The organism is Pseudomonas sp. Gutcm_11s, assembly GCF_028649395.1.
In the GTDB taxonomy this organism is placed as follows: Bacteria; Pseudomonadota; Gammaproteobacteria; order Pseudomonadales; family Pseudomonadaceae; genus Aquipseudomonas.
Map to the genome: position 1 here is coordinate 405,103 of NZ_JAQSUW010000009.1, position 17,805 is coordinate 422,907.

Genomic DNA, 17,805 nt, shown 5'->3' on the forward strand with positions numbered 1-17,805 from the left:
GAATCCAAGAGGTTTAAGACATGAGCTTCAATATCGCCCTGACCGGCCTCAACGCGGTCAACGAACAGCTGGACACCATCAGCCACAACATCGCCAACGTCGGCACCACCGGCTTCAAGTCGTCGCGCACCGAGTTCGGCAGCGTGTATGCCGACAGCCAGGCCATGGGCGTGGAAGTGATCGGCACCACCCAGAGCATCAGCCAGGGCGGTTCGCTGGTCAGCACCGGGCGCGGCCTGGACCTGGCCATCTCTGGCGGCGGCTTCTTCGTCACCAAGAGCACTAACGGCGACATCAGCTACACCCGCGCCGGTGTGTTCGGCACCGACAACGCCAACTTCATCACCAACAACCTGGGGCAGAAGGTCCAGGGCTACCCGGTGGATGCCAACGGCAACCTGCTGGTCGGCGCCATGGGCGACCTGCAGCTGCAGAGCGCCAACCTGCCGGCCAAGGCCACCGACACCCTGGCCTTCGTCGCCAACCTGGATGCCAACGAGGCGGTGCCGACCGTGGCGCCGTTCGACCCGGCCAACGCCGACACCTTCAACTCCACCTACACCACCAAGGTCTACGACTCGCTGGGCAAGGAACACACCCTGACCCAGTACTTCGTCAAGACCGGCGCCAACACCTGGAACGCCCATTACTACGCTGATGGCGCCGCTGTCGGTGGCCCGCAGGCGCTGACCTTCACCACCGCCGGCACCCTGGCCACGCCGGTGGGCACGGTCAACGTCGGCTTCACTGCGCCGGGCGCCGACCCGGTCGCCATCGCCGTCGACTACAGCGGCTCCAGCCAGTACGGCTCGGACTTCGTGGTCACCACCAACCGTGCCACCGGCTACGCCGCCGGCGAGCAGACCGGCATTGCGGTGGAGAAGGACGGCCGCGTCTACGCCAACTACAGCAACGGTCAGCGCATGCTGCAGGGCCAGGTGGTACTCGCCACCTTCGCCAACCCCAACGGCCTGAACAACGAGAGCGGCACCGCCTGGAGCGAGACCGCCGAATCCGGCCAGCCGCTGCTCGGCATTCCCGGTGTGGGCCAGCTCGGCGTGCTCGCCGCCGGCGCCCTGGAGAGCTCCAACGTCGACCTGACTCAGCAGCTGGTCGGCCTGATGGAAGGCCAGCGCAACTACCAGGCCAACACCAAGGTGCTGTCCACCGACAAAGAGCTCACCCAAGTGCTGTTCGGCGCGATCTGAGGCTGACCCATGGACCGTTTGGGATACACGGCGATGACCGCCGCCAGCCGCACCATGCTTTCGCTGCAGGTGCGCGCCAACAACCTGGCCAACGTCAACACCCCGGGCTTCCGCGCCGACATGGAGCGCGCCCGTGCGGTGGACGTCGAGGGCTACGGCTACGACAGCCGGCACATGGCGGTGGTGGAGAACAACGGGGTCAACCTGACCTCAGGCAGCCTGATGGCCACCGGCCGCGACCTCGACTTTGCCGTGCGCGGCCCCGGCCTGATCGCGGTGCAGGACGCCAACGGCGAGGCTTACACCCGCCAGGGCAACATGCTGATCGACGCCAACGGCCAGCTCAGCATCAATGGCCGCGCCGTGCTCGGCGAGGGCGGGCCGATCGTGCTGCCGGAATACGACAGCCTGACCATCGGCAACGACGGCACCGTGTCCATCGTCCCGCGTGGCGACTTCGTCACCGCCGAGGTGGATCGCATCCGCCTGGTCGACGCTCCGGCCGAGGCGCTGATGAAGAACGCCGCCGGCCTGCTGGTGCGCAAGGACGGCCAGCCGGCCGAGCAGTTGGAGAACGTCAATTTGGCTAGCGGCCACCTGGAGGCCAGCAACGTTTCGGCCATCGACCAGCTGACCGCGACCATGAGCCTGAACCGTCTGTTCGAGACCCAGGTGAAGATGATGAAGGCTGCCGAGGACTTGTCCGAGGCTGGCAACCGCATGATTCGCGGTTAAGGAGAGAGTTATGAGTTCCGCACTGTGGGTCAGCAAGACCGGCCTGGCCGCCCAGGACACCGCCCTGTCGGCGGTGGCCAACAACCTGGCCAACGTCAACACCACCGGCTTCAAGAGCGACCGCGTCGCCTTCGAGGACCTGTTCTATTCCATCGAGCTGCAGCCCGGTGCGCAGGCCGATGAGGTCAACACCGTGCCCTCGGGCATCCAGCTCGGCAGCGGCGTGCGTGTCGCCGGCACGCAGAAGGTGTTCACCGAAGGCAGCATGCAGACCACCGGCCAGCCGATGGACCTGGCGATCATCGGCCGCGGCTTCCTCCAGGTCGAGGCGCCCAACGGCGACATCTACTACACCGAGAACGGCCAGCTGCAGCTCAATGCTGAGGGCATGGTGGTCAACTCCCAGGGCCTGCCGCTGACCCCGGCCATCGAGGTTCCGGTCGGCAGCAGCAGCTTCACCGTGGGCAGCGACGGCATCGTCACCGCCATCCTGCCGGGCGACACCACGCCCAGCGAGCTGGGCCAGATCACCCTGGTCAACTTCACCAACCCGGCCGGCCTCGAGGCCCTGGGCGGCAACCTCTACCGCGAGACCGTGGCCAGCGGCGAGCCGGTGGAAGGCGTGCCGGGCGAGGAAGGCCTGGGCACCCTCAAGCAGGGCGTGCTGGAAGGCTCCAACGTGCAGGTGGTCGAGGCCATGGTCAACATGATCGCCATCCAGCGCGCCTACGAGGCCAACGCCAAGGTGCTGGACGCCGCGTCCGGCATGCAGCAGTTCCTCAACCAGACCGTGTGATCGCCATGAAACGCCTGTCGATGCTTCTCGCCCTAGCCATGCTCGGTGGCTGCGCCAGCTTCAACGAGATGCTGCCGGACGAGGACTCCACCGCCTACCAGCCGCCGGAGCTGGACTACAGCCTGCCGCCAACCACCGGTGGCGGCCTGTACCGCACCGGCTACGGCTCGCTGACCCAGGACCAGCGCGCACTGCGTATCGGCGACATCCTCACCGTGGTGCTGGAGGAGCAGACCCAGTCGAGCAAGAGCGCCGGCACCAGCTTCGGCAAGAGCGGCAGCATCTCGCTGCCGATGCCGACCATCCTCAACAAGGAATACGACCAGCTGACCACATCGGCCGAGGCCGAGCGCGACTTCGACGGTTCGGCCAAGAGCTCGCAGCAGAACTCCCTGCGCGGCTCCATCGCCGTCACCGTGCACCGCGTACTGCCCAACGGCACCCTGGTGGTCAAGGGCGAGAAGGCGCTGCGCCTGAACCAGGGCGAGGAGTTCATTCGCCTCACCGGCCTGGTGCGGGTCGACGACATCAACCGTTTCAACCAGATCTCCTCGCAGAACGTGGCTAACGCGCGCATCTCCTACGCCGGCCGCGGCGTGCTCAACGACAGCAACTCGGCCGGTTGGCTGACGCGCTTCTTCACCAGCCCCATCTTCCCGCTCTGAGGCGACGCCGTTCATGCGCCCGATCTATTTCCTCCTGTCCTCGCTGCTGCTGTGCTGGCCGCTGGCGGCACGCGCCGTACCGCTGCTCGACCTGGCCGACGTCGAGGGCATCCGCGGCAACCAGCTGATCGGCTACGGCCTGGTGATCGGCCTGGACGGCACCGGTGACAAGAACCAGGTGAAGTTCACCAGCCAGTCGGTGGCCAACATGATCAAGCAGTTCGGCGTGAACCTGCCGCCGAACGTCGATCCCAAGCTGAAGAACGTCGCCGCGGTGATGGTCACCGCCGAGGTGCCGCCGTCCTACAGCCCCGGGCAGACGGTGGACGTCACCATCGCCTCGCTGGGCGACGCCAAGAGCCTGCGCGGCGGCCAGCTGCTGATGACCCCGCTGCGCGGCGTCGACGGCGAGACCTACGCCCTGGCCCAGGGCGCGCTGGTGGTCGGTGGCCTCAATGCCAGCGGGCAGAGCGGCTCCAGCGTGACGATCAACAGTGCCAACGGTGGGCGCATCCCCAATGGCGGCACCATCGAGCGCATGATCCCCAGCGACTTCGCGACCCGCCCGGACATCATGCTCAACCTGCGCCAGCCCAGCTTCCAGACCGCGACCAAGGTGGTCACCGCGCTGGAGCGGGTGTTCGGCCCAGGCACCGCGCAGGCCCTCGACGGCACCAAGATCAGCGTGCGTGCGCCGCAGTCGCCGAGCCAGCGCACCAGCTTCATGGCCCTGCTGGAAACGGTCGAGGTGCAGGAAGGCCGCGAACGGCCCAAGGTGGTGTTCAACAGCCGCACCGGCACCGTGGTGGTGGGGCAGGGCGTGCGCGTTAAGGCCGCCGCCGTGGCCCACGGCACCCTCACCGTGACCATCAGCGAGAACCCCCAGGTCAGCCAGCCCAACGCCTTCTCCCAGGGCCAGACCGCCGTTACCCCGCAATCCGATGTGGCGGTGACCCAGGACAAGAACGCCATGTTCAAGTGGCCGGAAGGCGCCAGCCTGGAGAGCATCATCAACACGGTGAACAGCCTGGGCGCCACGCCTGACGACGTGATGAGCATCCTGCAGTCGCTGGAGAAGGCCGGCGCGCTGAACGCAGAACTGATAGTGATCTGACGCATGAGCATCGTTTCCCTGCCGACCACCCTGAACACCCTGCGCCGCCCTGCCGGCAACGATCCGCGCGCGCAGCTGGAGGTCGCCTCCGAGCAGTTCGAGGCGCTGTTCCTGCAGCAGATCCTCAAGCAGATGCGCAAGGCCGGCGACGTACTGTCCGCCGGCAACCCGATGCGCAGCCGCGAGCTGGACACCATGCGCGACTTCTACGACGAGGTGCTGGCCGAGACCCTGGCTGAGAAGAAGCAGACCGGCATCGCCGACCTGCTGGTGCGCCAGCTCTCCGGCGGGACGCCGAGCGCCGCGCAACTGGCCGCCGCCGAACAGAGCGCGCGTGGCGCCGAGCTGCAGCGCAGCTCCATCGCCAGCGTCAACGTCACGCCGCTGGCCGGCGTCTGGCGGCGCGGCGTCGAGGCGGTCGAGCATGCCTGGCAGCGCGGCACCGATGCCTTCTCGGCACTGGTCGACAGCGTGATCAAGCACGAGTCGGCCGGCAACGTCGCCGCCGTGTCGCCCAAGGGCGCGCGCGGCCTGATGCAGCTGATGCCGGACACCGCGCGGGAGATGGCGGCCAAGCTCGGCCTGGACTTCGACGAGCAGCGCCTGACCGCCGACGGCGAATACAACAAGCGCCTGGGCATCGCCTACCTGGACGAGATGATGCAGCGCTACGACGGCCACCAGGCCTTGGCCGTGGCCGCCTACAACGCCGGCCCCGGCAAGGTCGACGAGTGGCTGCAGAGCCTAGGCGACCCGCGTACCGGCCAGGTCGGCACCGAGGCCTGGGTGCAGCGCATCCCCTACGAGGAAACCCGCAATTACACGCGCAACATCCTCCATGACCTGCGCCGCAACCAGGCCAGTGTGGAGCCTGCGCGCGAGCTGCCGCGTGGCGAGCTGGAACGTGCCCTGCAGCGCAACGAACAGCTGCGCAGCGGCGAGCTGCTGAGCCAGGTCGAAGACCTGCGCCCGGCGCTGCACGACGAATTTAATGAAGTGGCCGATTCCGTCGCCTATCAGCAGAAGAACTCCCCTGATCCGCAGGCGGGCCTGCACCAGTCGCTGTCCGCGGCCTTTGCCCAGCCCATCCGGATCGAGCCGAAAGGAAGAATTTCGTGAGCATCCTCAGCCAGATCGGCTACAGCGGCGTACGCGCCTCCCAGGTGGCGATGAACACCACCGGGCAGAACATCGCCAACGTCAACACGCCGGGCTTCAGCCGTCTGAATACCCAGATGAGCTCGCTGTCGGGGCGTGACCGCCTGAACGCCGGAGGAGGCGTCGAGGTCACCAGCATCCGCCGCCTGGCCGACGACTTCCAGAACCAGCAGCTGTGGCGCGCCACCACCGAGCAGTCCTACTTCGAGGGCGCGCAGCAGTACCTCGGCGCCCTGGAGAAGCTGATGAGCGGCGATGGTGCCAGCATCAGCGTGGGTCTGGACAACTTCTTCGCTGCGCTCAGCGCCGCCAGCTCCACGCCGGAATCCCTGGCCATGCGCCAGCAGATCGTCAGCGAGTCGAAGAACCTGGCGCAGCGCTTCAACAGCCTCAACGGCAACATCGGCGCCCAGCTCGCCGCGCTCAACGAACAGCGCGTGGCGATGACCGACGAGATCAACGGCCTCAACGCCAACATCGCCGAGCTCAACCGGCAGATCACCGAGACCCAGGCGGTCGGCGGCGATACCTCGGCCCTGCGCGATCACCGTGACAGCCTGGTCGGCCAGCTCAGCAAGTTCGCCAAGATCCGCACCCACGAAGTACCGGACGGCTCGCTCACCGTGTCCCTGGCCAACGGCCAGCCGCTGGTGGCCGGCAATTCCGCCGGCGCCCTGCAGGTCAGCCAGTTGCCCACCGGCGAACAGCAGATCGCCCTGACCTTCGCCGGTACCAGCTTCCCGTTGCAGCAGGACGGTATCGGCGGCTCGCTCGGCGCGCTGTACGACAGCGAGTACGACAACCTGCGGCCGATGCAGAATGCCCTGCACGACATGGCCGAGCAGCTGGCCGACATGGTCAACACCACCCTGGGCGGCGGCTTCGATCTGGCCGGCAACCCGGGCCAGGACCTGTTCGTCTACAACCCGGCCAGCACCAGCGCCATGCTCCAGGTTGCCGACCTGAGCGCCGAGGAACTGGCCTTGTCGTCGGCCTCCGGCGAGGTGGGCAACAACCAGGTACTGCTGCAGCTGCTCGACCTGAAGAGCCAGACCATCACCCTGAATGGCAGCTCGGTGACCCTCAACGACGCCTATGCCGGGCTGATCGGGCAGATCGCCAGCGACAGCCGGCAGAACCAGGCCGACCTCAAGTCGGCCACCGTGGTGACCCAGCAGGCCCAGGCCCAGCGCGACGGCGTTAGCGCGGTGAACCTGGACGAGGAGGCGGTCAACCTGATGACGTACCAGCAGGCCTACCAGGCCAACATGAAGGTCATCAGCACAGCCAAGGAAGTCTTCGACGCCGTGCTGGCGGCCTTCTAAGGGGAGTCGAAACCATGCGTATCACCAACGCCCAGATCACCGCGATGATGCACAGCTCGATGAACGCCAACTCGGCCGAGCTGGGCAAGCTGATGCAACAGATGTCCAGCGGCCAGCGCATCCTGCAGCCGTCCGACGACCCCATCGCCAGCGTGCGCATGCTGCGCATCCAGCGCGAAGAGGCGAGCCTCACGCAGTTCCGCAGCAATATCACCATGGTCTCCGGCAACCTGTCGACCCAGGAGACCAACCTCTCGGCCATGTCCGACCTCAGCCTCAACGTGCGCGACCTGCTGCTGTGGGCGGCCAACACCGGCGCCAACGCCGGCGAGGACGTGGCGGCGATGGCCGGCGAACTGGCCAGCCTGGAACAGACCCTGGTCAGCTATGTGAACGTGCGCGACGAGGAGGGCCGCTACCTGTTCGCCGGCACTCTCAGCGACCGTCCGGCGGTGGTGTTCGACGCCGCCACCCAGACCTACGTGGCCAACGGCAACGACAAGCATCGCCAGGCGGCAGTGGCCAACGGCGTGCTGGTCGACGAGAACACCACGGCGCTGGAAATCTTCGGCCCGGGCATGGACCTGCTCAACCAGCTGCATGCCACCGTCACCGCGCTGCAGGACCCCGCCCTGGACATCACCGACCCGGCAGTGGTCCAGCAGATCCGCGACACCATCGACCAGCTCGACCTGACCCACGGCGAAGTGCTCGGCGCCATCACCGAACTGGGCGGCCGGCAGAACACCCTGACCCTGCTCAATGGCAGCAACGAGGAGGTGTCGCTGGTCAACCAGAAGCTCGACGGCGAGCTGTCGCAGCTCGACTACGCCGGTGCCAGCATCGACCTGAACAACTATCAGCTGGCGCTGCAGGCCTCGCAGAAGACCTACCTGAAGATCAACCAGCTGTCCCTGTTCCAACTGTTGTAAGGCCCGGAGAGCGCCGATGAAGGTCGACAAGCAGCTGCCCGTACTCACGAGCATCGACACCCAGGGGCAGCGCCCGAGCGTGTTGCGCGAGAGCGCGCCGGCCAAGACCCGCCGCGCCGAACCGCGCCAGGCCGAGCAGGCGCCGCCCGAGCGTGGCCAGGGCAAGGGCGCCAGCTTCAACCTGCAGCTCAACCAGCAGCTGTCGTCGATGCAGTCGGCCGAGAGTTACCTCGATCAGCTGGCCAGCCGCCTGCGCCAGCTCAAGCTGAGCCTCAGCCGCGAGCTGAGCGGCAGCCAGCCAAGCGACCGCGAGGGCGTCAAGCAGGCCATGCGCGAGGTCGAGCAACTGCTCGACGAACGCAGCCAGCGCTCCGCCGGCACCCTCGATGCCAACCTGCGCCTGCGTCTCACCGAGCCGGTGCGCAGCCGCTTCAGCATCCAGGGCCTGGAGTCCATCGAGCAGGTGCAGCAGGCCGGCAAGGAGACCCTGCTGTTCGGTGCCGGTCGCCAGCTGGCCGAGCCGCTGGCCGTGGTGCTGGACGAGGGCATGAGCACCGAGCAGGTGCTGCGCCGCTTCAACGCCGGCCTCGGCCAGGCCGGCATCCGCGCTGAGCTGGAGCAGGGCGGCACGCTGAAGTTTTCCGCCCGCGAGAGCGACTGGCAGGAGTTGCGTGGCCAGCTCACCGTACAGGGTGAAGGCAAGCTGGCGGCCAAGGCCCAGAGCCGGGTGCAGACCCAGGAAGAGGAGCTGCTCAGCTTCCCGCCGGAAGTCAGCGCCGACAGCTACCGCGAGCTGCGCCGGGTGCTGGACAGTGTGGTGTCGGCCCTCGACCGGGTTGGCGCGATCCGCGACCAGATCAGCCATCGCCAGCAGGAGATTCGCGAGTTCCTCGCCCGTCAGGCCGAGCTGGACGAGAGCCAGTGGGCCCGCGACTACGCCGGCCAGGTGTTCAACCTGATGCAGCGCAGCCCGTCGAGCTACGCGGCGGTGACCCAGACCGTGGTGGCCCAGGCCAACATCAGCCGCTTCTCGGTGGTCAGTCTGCTTTCGTAGTTTCCCGGGTGGCCAGCCAGCACAGCAGCGAGCCACCGATCACCATCGCTACACCCTGCCAGAACGAGGCGCCCAACGGCGTGCTCAGCCAGACCATGGCGAACAGGGCGGACAGCACCGGGGTGAAGTAGGACGCCGTGGCCATCAGGGTCAGGTTGCCGCGCAGGATGCCCAGGTTCCACAGCGCGTAGCCGCCGGCCATGGCCGCCGCCGCGGCGAGCAGTTCCAGGCTGCCCGGCAGGGTGAAGACCAGTGGCTGCTGTTCACCCGACAGGTACTTCAGCCACAGCGTGGCCGCCACCAGGATGAAGAACAACACCACGCCGTTGCGGCCCTCGGCATAGCGCTTGGTCACGTTGCAATACAGCCCCCAGAGCACAGCTCCGGTGAACGCCAGGCCGTAGGCGAGCGGGTTGCTGGCAGCGTTGGCCAGGGTCCGCTGCAGCGACACCTGCTGGTCGCCGCTGGCCACCCAGACGATGCCGAGCAGCGACAGGGCAATGCCCGGCACTATCGGCCAGCGCGCGCGCTGGCCGTTCATGACGATGGCCAGGAGGATGGTGAAGCACGGCCACAGGTAGTTGATCACGCTGATCTCGATGGCCTGGGCGCGGTTGTCCGCAAAGCCCAGCGACAACGACAGGCACCATTCGTAGGTGACGAACAGCAGGCTGCCGAACACCAGGTAGATGGGCGGCAGACCCCGCAGGCGCGGGCGCCCGAGCAGCGGTATGAGCAGCAGGGCGCCGACCGTGTAGATCAGCGCCGCGCCGCCGATGACGCCGAACTGCTCGCTGACCCCACGGATCAGCCCGACGATGGTGCTCCACAGGAGGATGGCGGCGAAGCCGCAGAGGGTGGCCGCGTTGCGGCCGAGGGATGAGGACATGCTGACTCCGGAACTGCATACGAGGGTTGTTTACCCTCGGCACGCGAGTCTAGTGTCCTGCTGCGTCAGTTCAAAGGCTCCGCTGCGATTAACTGGCCTTGAGGCCGCCTTCGTGGAGTCGTGCATCGCGGCCAGGTAAATCGGATATCTACTACAAGGGTCTCGGAAAACCCTCGCATACCGCCACGAGTGCACTGCGGAGACTGCCAGCAACGAAACTTGCTGGAGTCGCCGTCATGAAACAGCCTCTTCGCGTTACCCCCCCGTCGCTGAGTCAGCTTCGCCGCAATCGCCTGGCCCAGGCCGTCAGCCTGGTGCTGGCGGGCATGTTCGGTCTGCGCATTCTCGAGGTCGAGGCAGAGGATGCCGTGGTCTCCGCCAGCCCGGAGGATCTCAGTCTGCCATCCCAGGCCGGACTGAACATCGATCGGCAGTCCTCCTACCTGGATATTGCCCTGCAGGCTGCACGCTCTGCCCCCATGGCTTTCGGCGCGCCAGCCCCGATCACCGTCACCACCAATGGCGGCGTAGGCATCGCCGCTGCGGGTGATCATGGCGAGGCGCTGGTGAAACTCGCCGCCGCCAATACCACGGGCGTGCTGGCCGGAGCGGGCGTGGTGATCGGTTTCGATCAGGGCAATATCGTCAGCACTGCCGTCTCCAGCTCCACCGCTGCCGGGCAGAAGGGCCTGGTAGCCAAGGATGGCGGCAGTATCAGCGCCAACGGCGCCACCATCAGCCTGACGCCGAAGGTGGTCGCGACCGGGGCGACCGTGAAGGCCAGCAACATGATTGGCGTCACGGCCGAGAGCGGCGGTAGCGTCGTGCTGGACAACACGCGGGTCGAGACTGCCGGCGGCACCGGTACGGGCAACCATGGCGTGCTGGCGAAGGGCGCCGGCAGCCGCGTCGAGTTGCGCGGCAGCGAGGTGAGCAGCCACTCGACGCTGTCCCATGGCGCCCTGGTGCAGGACTCGGCCAGCCTGGTGGTGAAGAACAGCAGCATTGCCACCCATGGCGCGTCCTCCAGCGGCGTGCGTGCCGAGACCGGCGCGCATGTGAGCCTCAGCGATAGCCATATCAGCAGTGATGGCAGCGCCACTTCCACCAGCTCCACCGCCGTGCTGCATGGCTTGTCAGGTGCCGAGATCGAGGGTGAGCGGCTGGTGGTGGAGGCCACCGGCAACTACCTCAGTGGCATCCGCGCCGATGGTGCAGGCAGCAGCGTGAAGCTGACGGCCAGCCAGATCGAGGTGACTGGTTCGGGCTCGGTGGCCGAGCCCAGCGCCGCCGCCCGGGCCAAGGATGGTGGGCACATCGGGCTGAGTGGAGCCGGCACCAGCCTCAGTGCCAATGGCACCTATGCCCATGGCCTGTCGGTGGAAGGCGCCGGCTCCAGTGCCGATGTGCTGGATGCGCGCATCCAGGTCCAAGGCCCGCGTTCGATTGGTATCAATGTGGTAAACGGCGCTACTGCCAGGATCGGCGGCAGCGAAGTGCTGCATTCCAATTCCGGCACCGGCGCGCCTGCCGTGCTGGTGGATGGCGCCGGCTCCGGCTTGGAGGTGGGCGCCAGTTCGATCACCTCGCTGACCGACAACGGCATCGGCCTGCGTGCCAGTAACGGTGCGGATGTGCGGATCGGCGCCAGCGCCATCACTACCTCTGGCAAAGACGCTGCTGGTCTGCATGCCGCTGGCGCCGACATCCTGGCCAACAATGTCACCATCGAGACCCATGGCGACAACAACGCCATGGGCGCGGTAGCCGACGGCAACGGCCACATCGTGCTCAACGGCGGCTCGGTCACCACCCATGGCGACTCGGTGCGCCAGGGCTCCTTCCCCCACGGCCTGGCGGCGCGCAACCCTGGCGGCACAATCGTCGCCAACGGCACCAGCGTGCACACCACCGGCAACACCGCCTACGGTGCGGTGACCGACGACGGCGGCAGCATGACTCTCAACGACCTGTCGGTGGTCACCGAGGGCGACAACTCCATCGGCCTGTATAGCGTGGTCGAGCAGGCCGGTCCGCAGTTCGCGGCCAGCATGAAGGGCAACAACATCAGCGTTGAGACCTTCGGCAATCGCGCTGCCGGTGCCATGGTGCAACAGAGCTTCCTCGATGCGCCCGCCACGCTGAGCCTGGATGGCGCGACCATCGCCACCCACGGCGATGCTTCGGTCGGCCTGCACGCCGGCACCGGTGGCAGCCTGGTGGGGCACAACACCAGCGTGGTCACCGAGGGCGATGGCTCCCATGGTGCGGTGGTGAAGAGTGCGCCAAGCTCGCTGAGCTTGCAGCAGGCCAGCATCCTCACCAGCGGCGAGGCTGCCCACGGCTTGCTGGCCCGCGATGGCGGCCGGCTCGACGTACTGGATGCCAGCATCCGCGCCAGCGGCCAGGACTCCTCGGCGCTGCATGCACAGGGCAGGGCAGACGCACTGACCGAGATCAGCCTGGGCAACAGCGTATTGAGCAACGCCAGCGGCGCCACTTTGGGTGTCGACGGCGTGGCGGATCTGAAGCTGGACCAGATTATCGCCGGTGGTAGCGGGCAGTGGCTGCAGGTCGGTGCGTTGGACGAGGCAGGCGTGGTGACTCCCGGCCTGGCCAATATCGACCTCGGCAAGTCATTGGTCAGCGGTTCGGCGCTGACCGAGGTGGGCAGTGCCTCGCACCTGAATATGCGCGACACCAGCCTCTGGCAGCTGACCGGTGACTCCAACCTGACCAGCCTGCGCAACGATGCCAGCCTGATCGACTTCAGCGCCCCGCTGGCTGGTGCCTTCAAGCGCCTGACAGTGCATGACTACCACGGGGCCAACGGCACCATCGCGCTCAATACCCACCTGTATGACGACGCCTCGCCGTCGGACCGCCTGGTAATCGATGGCGGCAAGGCCGACGGCAGCAGCAACCTGGCGATCAAGAACGCCGGTGGCGCCGGGGCACTGACCACCGGCAACGGCATCATGGTGGTCGATGCAGTCAATGGCGGAAGCACCGAGCAGGGTGCCTTCCGCCTGCTCGATCAGGTCAAGGCCGGGCCCTACGAGTACCTGCTCTATCGCGGCAGTCGCGACAACAGCAACGAGGAGGCCTGGTACCTGCGCTCGACGGTCGAGTCGGATGACCCAGATGATCCGGATGATCCGGATGATCCCAATCAGCCGATCGGTCCGAAGGATCCCGTTGATCCCGACAAACCCGTACCGCCACGCAAGCCGGCCAAACCCAACTACCGTGCCGAAACCTCGCTCTACAGCGCCGTGCCGGAGATGGCTCTGCGTTACAGTCACGCGCTGCTGGATACCCTGCATGAGCGTGTCGGCGAGGAGCGCCGCCTGTCCACCGATCCGCTACCAGCCGAGGAGGTGGACGAATACGGGCCATCCCTGGGTTGGGGCCGGGTGATCTACCAGACCGGTGAGGCGGCAGGACGTGGCGATAGCGCGGCCAGCTTCGACTACGACGTCAACGCGTTCCAGGTCGGCCTCGATCTGTACCGTAACGAGGATGTCGACGGCAGCCTCGATATCGCCGGCCTGTCCTTCTCTGCCGGCAAGATGTACGGCAGCGTCGACCATGTTGATGGCCGCGATGCCGGCCATGATCGGTTGCGCGCCCATAGCCTGGGCGGCTACTGGACCCACTTCGGTCCCGAGGGCTGGTACCTCGACGGCGTGTTGCAGTTCAGCACCTTCGATATCGAATCCAACTCCGTCGATGACCAGCACCTGGAGACAGACGGTCGGGGCATCAGCGCCTCGCTGGAGGCCGGTTATCCCATAGAGGTGGACGACGACCTGTTCGTCGAGCCACAGGCGCAGGTGGTGGTCAGCCGCATCGAGCTGGACGATGCCCATGACGAGGCTGCCGACGTGCGCTTCGAGGATGTCGATTCGCTAGTCGCCAGGCTGGGCCTGCGCATCGCCCAGGACTGGTTCGACGAGGACGACGATGGCGATATCCATCGCACTACCGCCTGGATTCGTCCGAGCATCTGGCACGAGTTCAAGGGGCAACCGCAGACCGAGTTTTCCTCGGCCTCCGGATACGTGCCCTTCGGCTCCGACATGCGTGGCACGACTGGCGAGATCAACCTGGGGATCGATCACCAGGTCGATGACGACACCACCATCACCTTCTCCGCCGGCTATCAGGAAGGGTTCGACGACGACAGCAGCGGCTTCGAAGGCATCATCGGCGTGAAGGTCGATTTCTGAGTCAGCGCCGCGGCCGGCTCTGCCGGCTGCGGCGGAGGAGGCATCATGAACAGCAGCACCAAGCGGGTGATCGAGCACTGCAGCAACTCTCTCAATCAAGGCCACGCCAGCCTGGTACAGGTCATCGACCGGCTTGGCATAGCCGGCGTCGAATCCTGCCACGCCGACTACCGGATTCCCGCATTGGTCTTCTACTCGGCGGAAGGAGACGCCTACAGCCTGCCGCTACCGCTTCCCGAGGAGCCTGTCGCCGCCACCTTCGACCGGCCCGCCCTGCAGATCGCCCTGGACGCCACTCATAGTTTCACCGAGTTCAAACGGTGCACCCTGGAGGCGGGTTGCATCGGTTTCTTCCTCTGGCTCGATGGGCGCCACGCTACCTTCCTCGGCCGGCATGGGGAGATCCACGACATGCCGCTCGAGGGTCACGACGTCGAGAGTGTCCGCGGCCAGGTGATCCCTTTCCGCCAGCCAGCCTGGCGCTCATTCCTGCATGACGCCTGAGGCCGGCGCGCGGGCCTCGGTGAGCATCAGTTCGATGCGAATACGAGTGCCCTGGCCGGGCTGGCTGTGCAGCTGGATTCGGCCATTCATCTGCTCCACCAGGCGCTTGCACAGCGCCAGCCCCAGACCACTACCGCCCCGGTGCAGATGCTGCGGATCGAGCGCCGCGGCGAAGGGTTCGAACAACCCGGCCTGTTCCCCTGTGTCGATGCCGGCGCCCTGGTCCTCGACTTCCAGGGCGACCTCCACCAGCCCGCGGCCGCGGCCGTGGGCATCCAGGCGCAGCACTATCTCGCCGTGCTCGCCAAACTTGAGAGCATTGTCCAGCAACTGGCCGAGCATCTTTCGCAGGCGCCGGGCATCGACCCAGACCAGCGGATGGCGCGCCGCGTCCAGGTCCAGGCTCAAGCGCAGGCCGGCGGCCTCGACGCGCTCGCGATAGTCGTCCGCCAGCTCCGTGAGCAGCCTGCGCAGATCCAGTGGCTCCGGCTCCAGCGGATAACGATCGGCCTCCAGCTGGTTGAACTGCTGCAGGTCGGCAATCACGGTCAGCAACTGGCGGGCCGTGGCACGTGCCACCTCCAGAGGTTCTTGTCGCGCTTCACCGCGTGTCTCGATCAAGGCCAGATCGAGCATGGCCAGCAGACTCTGCAGTGGCCCGCCCAGCTCGCTGGCCAGGGCGCCGAGGAAGCCGCTCTTCGCACGGCTGGCGGCCTCGGCCCGTTCGTTGGCATTGCGCAGGTCGAGCAGCGCGCTGTCGCGGTCGGTGAGTTCGACGTTGCCGCAGATCATGCCGAGCAGCCGGCCCTCGGCGTCGTGATATGGACGTGCCCAATGGCGGAAGGTGCGCTGCTGGCCGTGCAGGTTGAGCACCACGTCGCGGGTCCTTGGTTCGCCCTGGCTCAGCGTCTCCATGAAGCGCTCGTGGATCAGTCTGGCGTTCTCCGTGGGCAGCTCGTCGGTCTCGTAGATGCGCTTGCCGCGGATGTCCTCCAGGCGCACGCGGAACTGCTCCAGATGCTGGCGATTGCAGGTGACCAGGCGACCCTCGGTATCGCGTACCACGGCGGTGTAGGGGAGGGTGTCGAGGATGCGATGCAGTAGCTCCAGCTCCTTGATCTGTTCCTGGCTCGGCGGCTCAGCGTTGGCTTCAGGCTCCACCGTATCGACCAGCAGTCCCTGATGGCGGGCGATGTCGATCAGCTCCAGCAGCGAGCCAGCCTGCAGTTTCTGCTTGAGGCGGATCTTGTAGGTGCTGACAGTCTTGTCGCTCAGCGCCAGTTGCTCGCCGATGGCGATGTTGCTCAGGCCCCGGGCCAGCAGTTGCAGCACGCTCAGCTCGCGGGCCGACAACTGCCTGATGCCTTCGCCCGGATTGACGCTGCCGAGTGCATGGCTGGGGAAATGGCTATGCCCATGCAGCACGGCGCGAACCGCCAGCTTCAGCTCGGCGACATCCTCGTGCTTGCTGACGAAGCCAACGGCCCCGGCTTCCAGGCAGCGAATGGCGAAGTACTCGGAGTCTTGCCCGGTCAGCACCAGGATCTTCGGCGCCCCGGGCTGGGCGGCAAGCCGCTGGATCACCTCCAGGCCGCCCAGTCGTGGGATGGCCAGTTCGATGATCATCAGTTCTGCCTTCGCTGTCCGTGCCAGCTGCAGCGCCTCCAGGCCGTTGCCAGCCTCGCCGAGCACCCGGTGCCCCTCGGCCTCCATCAACAGGCGCAGGGCGTGGCGCGCCACCGGCTGTTCGTCGATGATCAGGATTCCGCTCATTCCCTGCTCCTCCTTGAAACTGCCATAAGCCTAGAGGGTCTGGCCCGGCGCGGAGGTGCGGCGGCGGACGAGTGGTCACGGTCGGCCTCTCTCGGCGAGAATGTGATCTCCCTTCCAGGCTGCGAGCCCGTCATGTCCCCTGCGATTGCCGAAGCGCTGCGCGACTGCCGTCACCTGCTGGTGTTCACCGGTGCGGGAGTGTCCGCCGAGAGTGGTATTCCTACCTTCCGCGATGCCTTGACCGGTCTGTGGGCGCGCTTCGATCCGGCGCGCTTGGCCACGCCGGAGGCCTTCGAGGCCGACCCCGAGTTGGTCTGGGGGTGGTACGAATGGCGCCGCCAGCGGGTGCTGCGCGCCGTGCCCAATCCGGCACATCGGGCCATCGCCGAGCTGGCCAGGCGAGTGCCGCGCCTGACCCTGGTGACGCAGAACGTCGACGACCTGCACGAGCGTGCCGGCAGCGCCGAGGTGATTCACTTGCATGGCAGCCTGCATGCACCGCGCTGCGTCGTTTGCGCTGCGCCCTATGCCGGGCTGAGCGATGAGCTGGATGAGCCGGAGGAGGGCCGCCGCCTGGCGCCGCCGCGCTGTACGTCCTGTGATGGGCTGGTGCGGCCGGGCGTGGTGTGGTTTGGCGAGTCGCTGCCGCAGGCTGCCCTGCAGCAGGCCTTCGATGCAGCGGCTCAGTGCGACCTGCTGTTGTCGATCGGCACGTCCGGGCAGGTCTACCCGGCCGCGCAGGTACCGCAGATCGCCGCGCAGGCCGGCGCTACCGTCGTGCATATCAACCCGCAGCCGGTGGCCTGCAGCGGCGCCTGTGAGCATGCGTTGCAGGGCGCAGCCGGCGTGCTGCTGTCGCAGTTGCTGGCGGCGGCCTTCGCTTGACTCAGGCCTCGCTGCGCAAGGGCTTGGTCGGATAGCTGGCCAGGACGATGGAGGTGGTGACCGGGCCGAAGGCGGCCAGGTGGTCGATGATCGCCTCCAGTCGCTCCATCTGCGCCACCACCACGCGCACCACGAAGCAGTCTTCGCCGGTCACGCGCATGGCCTCGATCACTTCCGGTAGCTCGTCGAAGGCCTGCAGGCAGGCGGCGATCTGCGCGTGGCTGGTGCGCAGGCGGATCAGTGCGCGGATGTTGCGCCCGAGCAGGCGTGCGTTGATCCGCGCCGAATAGCCCTCGATCACCCCCTGTTCCTCCAGGCGGCGGATACGCGCGGTGACCGCCGGCTGCGACAGGCCGATGCGCTTGCCCAGCTCGGTATTGCTGATGCGCGCTTCGGCTTGCAGGGTTTCGAGGATGCGCCAGTCGAGGCGGTCCAGTTCTGCTGGCTTTTGATTCATTTGCAGGGTGGCCAAATTTGCTGGGATTGAACGGCAATCTAGCAGGATTTCATCGGTTCCCGACTGGGGGCTTGCCGG

15 protein-coding genes are annotated in these 17,805 nt (G+C 66.8%); 12 read left to right on the forward strand and 3 right to left on the reverse strand.

Features of this window, described 5'->3' with window-relative positions; genetic code table 11:
* Positions 1-20: 20 nt before the first annotated feature.
* The 9 genes from flgE to PTT45_RS04550 are packed head-to-tail and all read left to right on the forward strand — an operon-like array spanning position 21 to position 8,987.
* Positions 21-1,208, forward strand: a complete 1,188-nt coding sequence (flgE, locus tag PTT45_RS04510) for a flagellar hook protein FlgE (RefSeq protein ID WP_273811735.1) — start codon at positions 21-23, stop codon at positions 1,206-1,208.
* A 9-nt stretch (positions 1,209-1,217) separates the two neighbouring features.
* A complete protein-coding gene (locus PTT45_RS04515; RefSeq protein ID WP_273811736.1) occupies positions 1,218-1,943 on the forward strand; it encodes a flagellar basal body rod protein FlgF in 726 nt (241 codons plus the stop codon).
* Positions 1,944-1,953: 10 nt separating this feature from the next.
* Positions 1,954-2,739, forward strand: coding sequence for a flagellar basal-body rod protein FlgG (gene flgG, locus PTT45_RS04520; protein WP_043309513.1), 786 nt, complete (start codon positions 1,954-1,956; stop codon positions 2,737-2,739).
* Between the two features lie 5 nt (positions 2,740-2,744).
* A complete protein-coding gene (flgH, locus tag PTT45_RS04525) occupies positions 2,745-3,404 on the forward strand; it encodes a flagellar basal body L-ring protein FlgH (RefSeq protein ID WP_273811737.1) in 660 nt (219 codons plus the stop codon).
* A 13-nt stretch (positions 3,405-3,417) separates the two neighbouring features.
* Positions 3,418-4,518 carry a flagellar basal body P-ring protein FlgI gene (locus PTT45_RS04530; protein ID WP_273811738.1) on the forward strand — a complete coding sequence of 367 codons (1,101 nt, stop codon included), beginning with the start codon at positions 3,418-3,420 and terminating at the stop codon, positions 4,516-4,518.
* Between the two features lie 3 nt (positions 4,519-4,521).
* Entirely contained in the window at positions 4,522-5,637 is a 1,116-nt protein-coding gene (locus tag PTT45_RS04535; RefSeq protein ID WP_273811739.1) for a lytic transglycosylase domain-containing protein, read from the forward strand.
* Positions 5,634-7,001, forward strand: coding sequence for a flagellar hook-associated protein FlgK (gene flgK / locus PTT45_RS04540; RefSeq protein ID WP_273811740.1), 1,368 nt, complete (start codon positions 5,634-5,636; stop codon positions 6,999-7,001). Before PTT45_RS04535 ends, flgK begins: the two co-directional genes overlap by 4 nt.
* 14 nt (positions 7,002-7,015) lie before the next feature.
* Positions 7,016-7,933, forward strand: a complete 918-nt coding sequence (flgL, locus tag PTT45_RS04545; RefSeq protein ID WP_273811741.1) for a flagellar hook-associated protein FlgL — start codon at positions 7,016-7,018, stop codon at positions 7,931-7,933.
* 16 nt (positions 7,934-7,949) lie between these two features.
* Positions 7,950-8,987 carry a hypothetical protein gene (locus PTT45_RS04550; protein WP_273811742.1) on the forward strand — a complete coding sequence of 346 codons (1,038 nt, stop codon included), beginning with the start codon at positions 7,950-7,952 and terminating at the stop codon, positions 8,985-8,987.
* Here PTT45_RS04550 and yddG read toward each other — a convergent pair.
* Positions 8,971-9,876 (reverse strand): aromatic amino acid DMT transporter YddG, encoded by a 906-nt coding sequence (gene yddG, locus PTT45_RS04555; protein WP_273811743.1) that lies wholly within the window; start codon positions 9,874-9,876, stop codon positions 8,971-8,973. The two genes, PTT45_RS04550 and yddG, sit on opposite strands and share 17 nt — an antisense overlap.
* Positions 9,877-10,112: 236 nt before the next feature.
* On the opposite strand from yddG, the gene PTT45_RS04560 reads away from it, so the two are divergent.
* Positions 10,113-14,108: an autotransporter outer membrane beta-barrel domain-containing protein gene (locus PTT45_RS04560; protein ID WP_273811744.1), complete on the forward strand. Its 3,996-nt coding sequence runs from the start codon at positions 10,113-10,115 to the stop codon at positions 14,106-14,108.
* Between the two features lie 45 nt (positions 14,109-14,153).
* Positions 14,154-14,612, forward strand: a complete 459-nt coding sequence (locus PTT45_RS04565) for a hypothetical protein (protein ID WP_273811745.1) — start codon at positions 14,154-14,156, stop codon at positions 14,610-14,612.
* Here the strand turns inward: PTT45_RS04565 and PTT45_RS04570 are convergent.
* A complete protein-coding gene (locus PTT45_RS04570) occupies positions 14,592-16,385 on the reverse strand; it encodes an ATP-binding protein (protein ID WP_273811746.1) in 1,794 nt (597 codons plus the stop codon). The genes PTT45_RS04565 and PTT45_RS04570 overlap by 21 nt on opposite strands.
* A 132-nt stretch (positions 16,386-16,517) precedes the next feature.
* On the opposite strand from PTT45_RS04570, the gene PTT45_RS04575 reads away from it, so the two are divergent.
* The gene (locus tag PTT45_RS04575) at positions 16,518-17,270 is read left to right on the forward strand and encodes an SIR2 family NAD-dependent protein deacylase (RefSeq protein ID WP_273811747.1); all 753 of its coding nucleotides are present in this window, start codon (positions 16,518-16,520) and stop codon (positions 17,268-17,270) included.
* 1 nt (position 17,271) lies between these two features.
* On the opposite strand, the gene PTT45_RS04580 is transcribed toward PTT45_RS04575, so the two are convergent.
* Positions 17,272-17,727, reverse strand: coding sequence for an Lrp/AsnC family transcriptional regulator (locus tag PTT45_RS04580; protein ID WP_273811748.1), 456 nt, complete (start codon positions 17,725-17,727; stop codon positions 17,272-17,274).
* Between the last annotated feature and the right edge of the window lie 78 nt (positions 17,728-17,805).

What these genes read in the sequence shown, in the direction of transcription:
- PTT45_RS04575 (WP_273811747.1), top strand. Translation starts at nt 16,518, where the DNA reads ATGTCCCCTGCGATTGCCGAAGCGCTGCGCGACTGCCGTCACCTGCTG.
- flgH (WP_273811737.1), top strand. Translation starts at nt 2,745, where the DNA reads ATGAAACGCCTGTCGATGCTTCTCGCCCTAGCCATGCTCGGTGGCTGC.
- PTT45_RS04530 (WP_273811738.1), top strand. Translation starts at nt 3,418, where the DNA reads ATGCGCCCGATCTATTTCCTCCTGTCCTCGCTGCTGCTGTGCTGGCCG.
- PTT45_RS04515 (WP_273811736.1), top strand. Translation starts at nt 1,218, where the DNA reads ATGGACCGTTTGGGATACACGGCGATGACCGCCGCCAGCCGCACCATG.
- flgG (WP_043309513.1), top strand. Translation starts at nt 1,954, where the DNA reads ATGAGTTCCGCACTGTGGGTCAGCAAGACCGGCCTGGCCGCCCAGGAC.
- flgL (WP_273811741.1), top strand. Translation starts at nt 7,016, where the DNA reads ATGCGTATCACCAACGCCCAGATCACCGCGATGATGCACAGCTCGATG.
- PTT45_RS04550 (WP_273811742.1), top strand. Translation starts at nt 7,950, where the DNA reads ATGAAGGTCGACAAGCAGCTGCCCGTACTCACGAGCATCGACACCCAG.
- PTT45_RS04580 (WP_273811748.1), bottom strand. Translation starts at nt 17,727, where the DNA reads ATGAATCAAAAGCCAGCAGAACTGGACCGCCTCGACTGGCGCATCCTC.
- PTT45_RS04565 (WP_273811745.1), top strand. Translation starts at nt 14,154, where the DNA reads ATGAACAGCAGCACCAAGCGGGTGATCGAGCACTGCAGCAACTCTCTC.
- PTT45_RS04535 (WP_273811739.1), top strand. Translation starts at nt 4,522, where the DNA reads ATGAGCATCGTTTCCCTGCCGACCACCCTGAACACCCTGCGCCGCCCT.
- yddG (WP_273811743.1), bottom strand. Translation starts at nt 9,876, where the DNA reads ATGTCCTCATCCCTCGGCCGCAACGCGGCCACCCTCTGCGGCTTCGCC.
- PTT45_RS04560 (WP_273811744.1), top strand. Translation starts at nt 10,113, where the DNA reads ATGAAACAGCCTCTTCGCGTTACCCCCCCGTCGCTGAGTCAGCTTCGC.
- PTT45_RS04570 (WP_273811746.1), bottom strand. Translation starts at nt 16,385, where the DNA reads ATGAGCGGAATCCTGATCATCGACGAACAGCCGGTGGCGCGCCACGCC.
- flgE (WP_273811735.1), top strand. Translation starts at nt 21, where the DNA reads ATGAGCTTCAATATCGCCCTGACCGGCCTCAACGCGGTCAACGAACAG.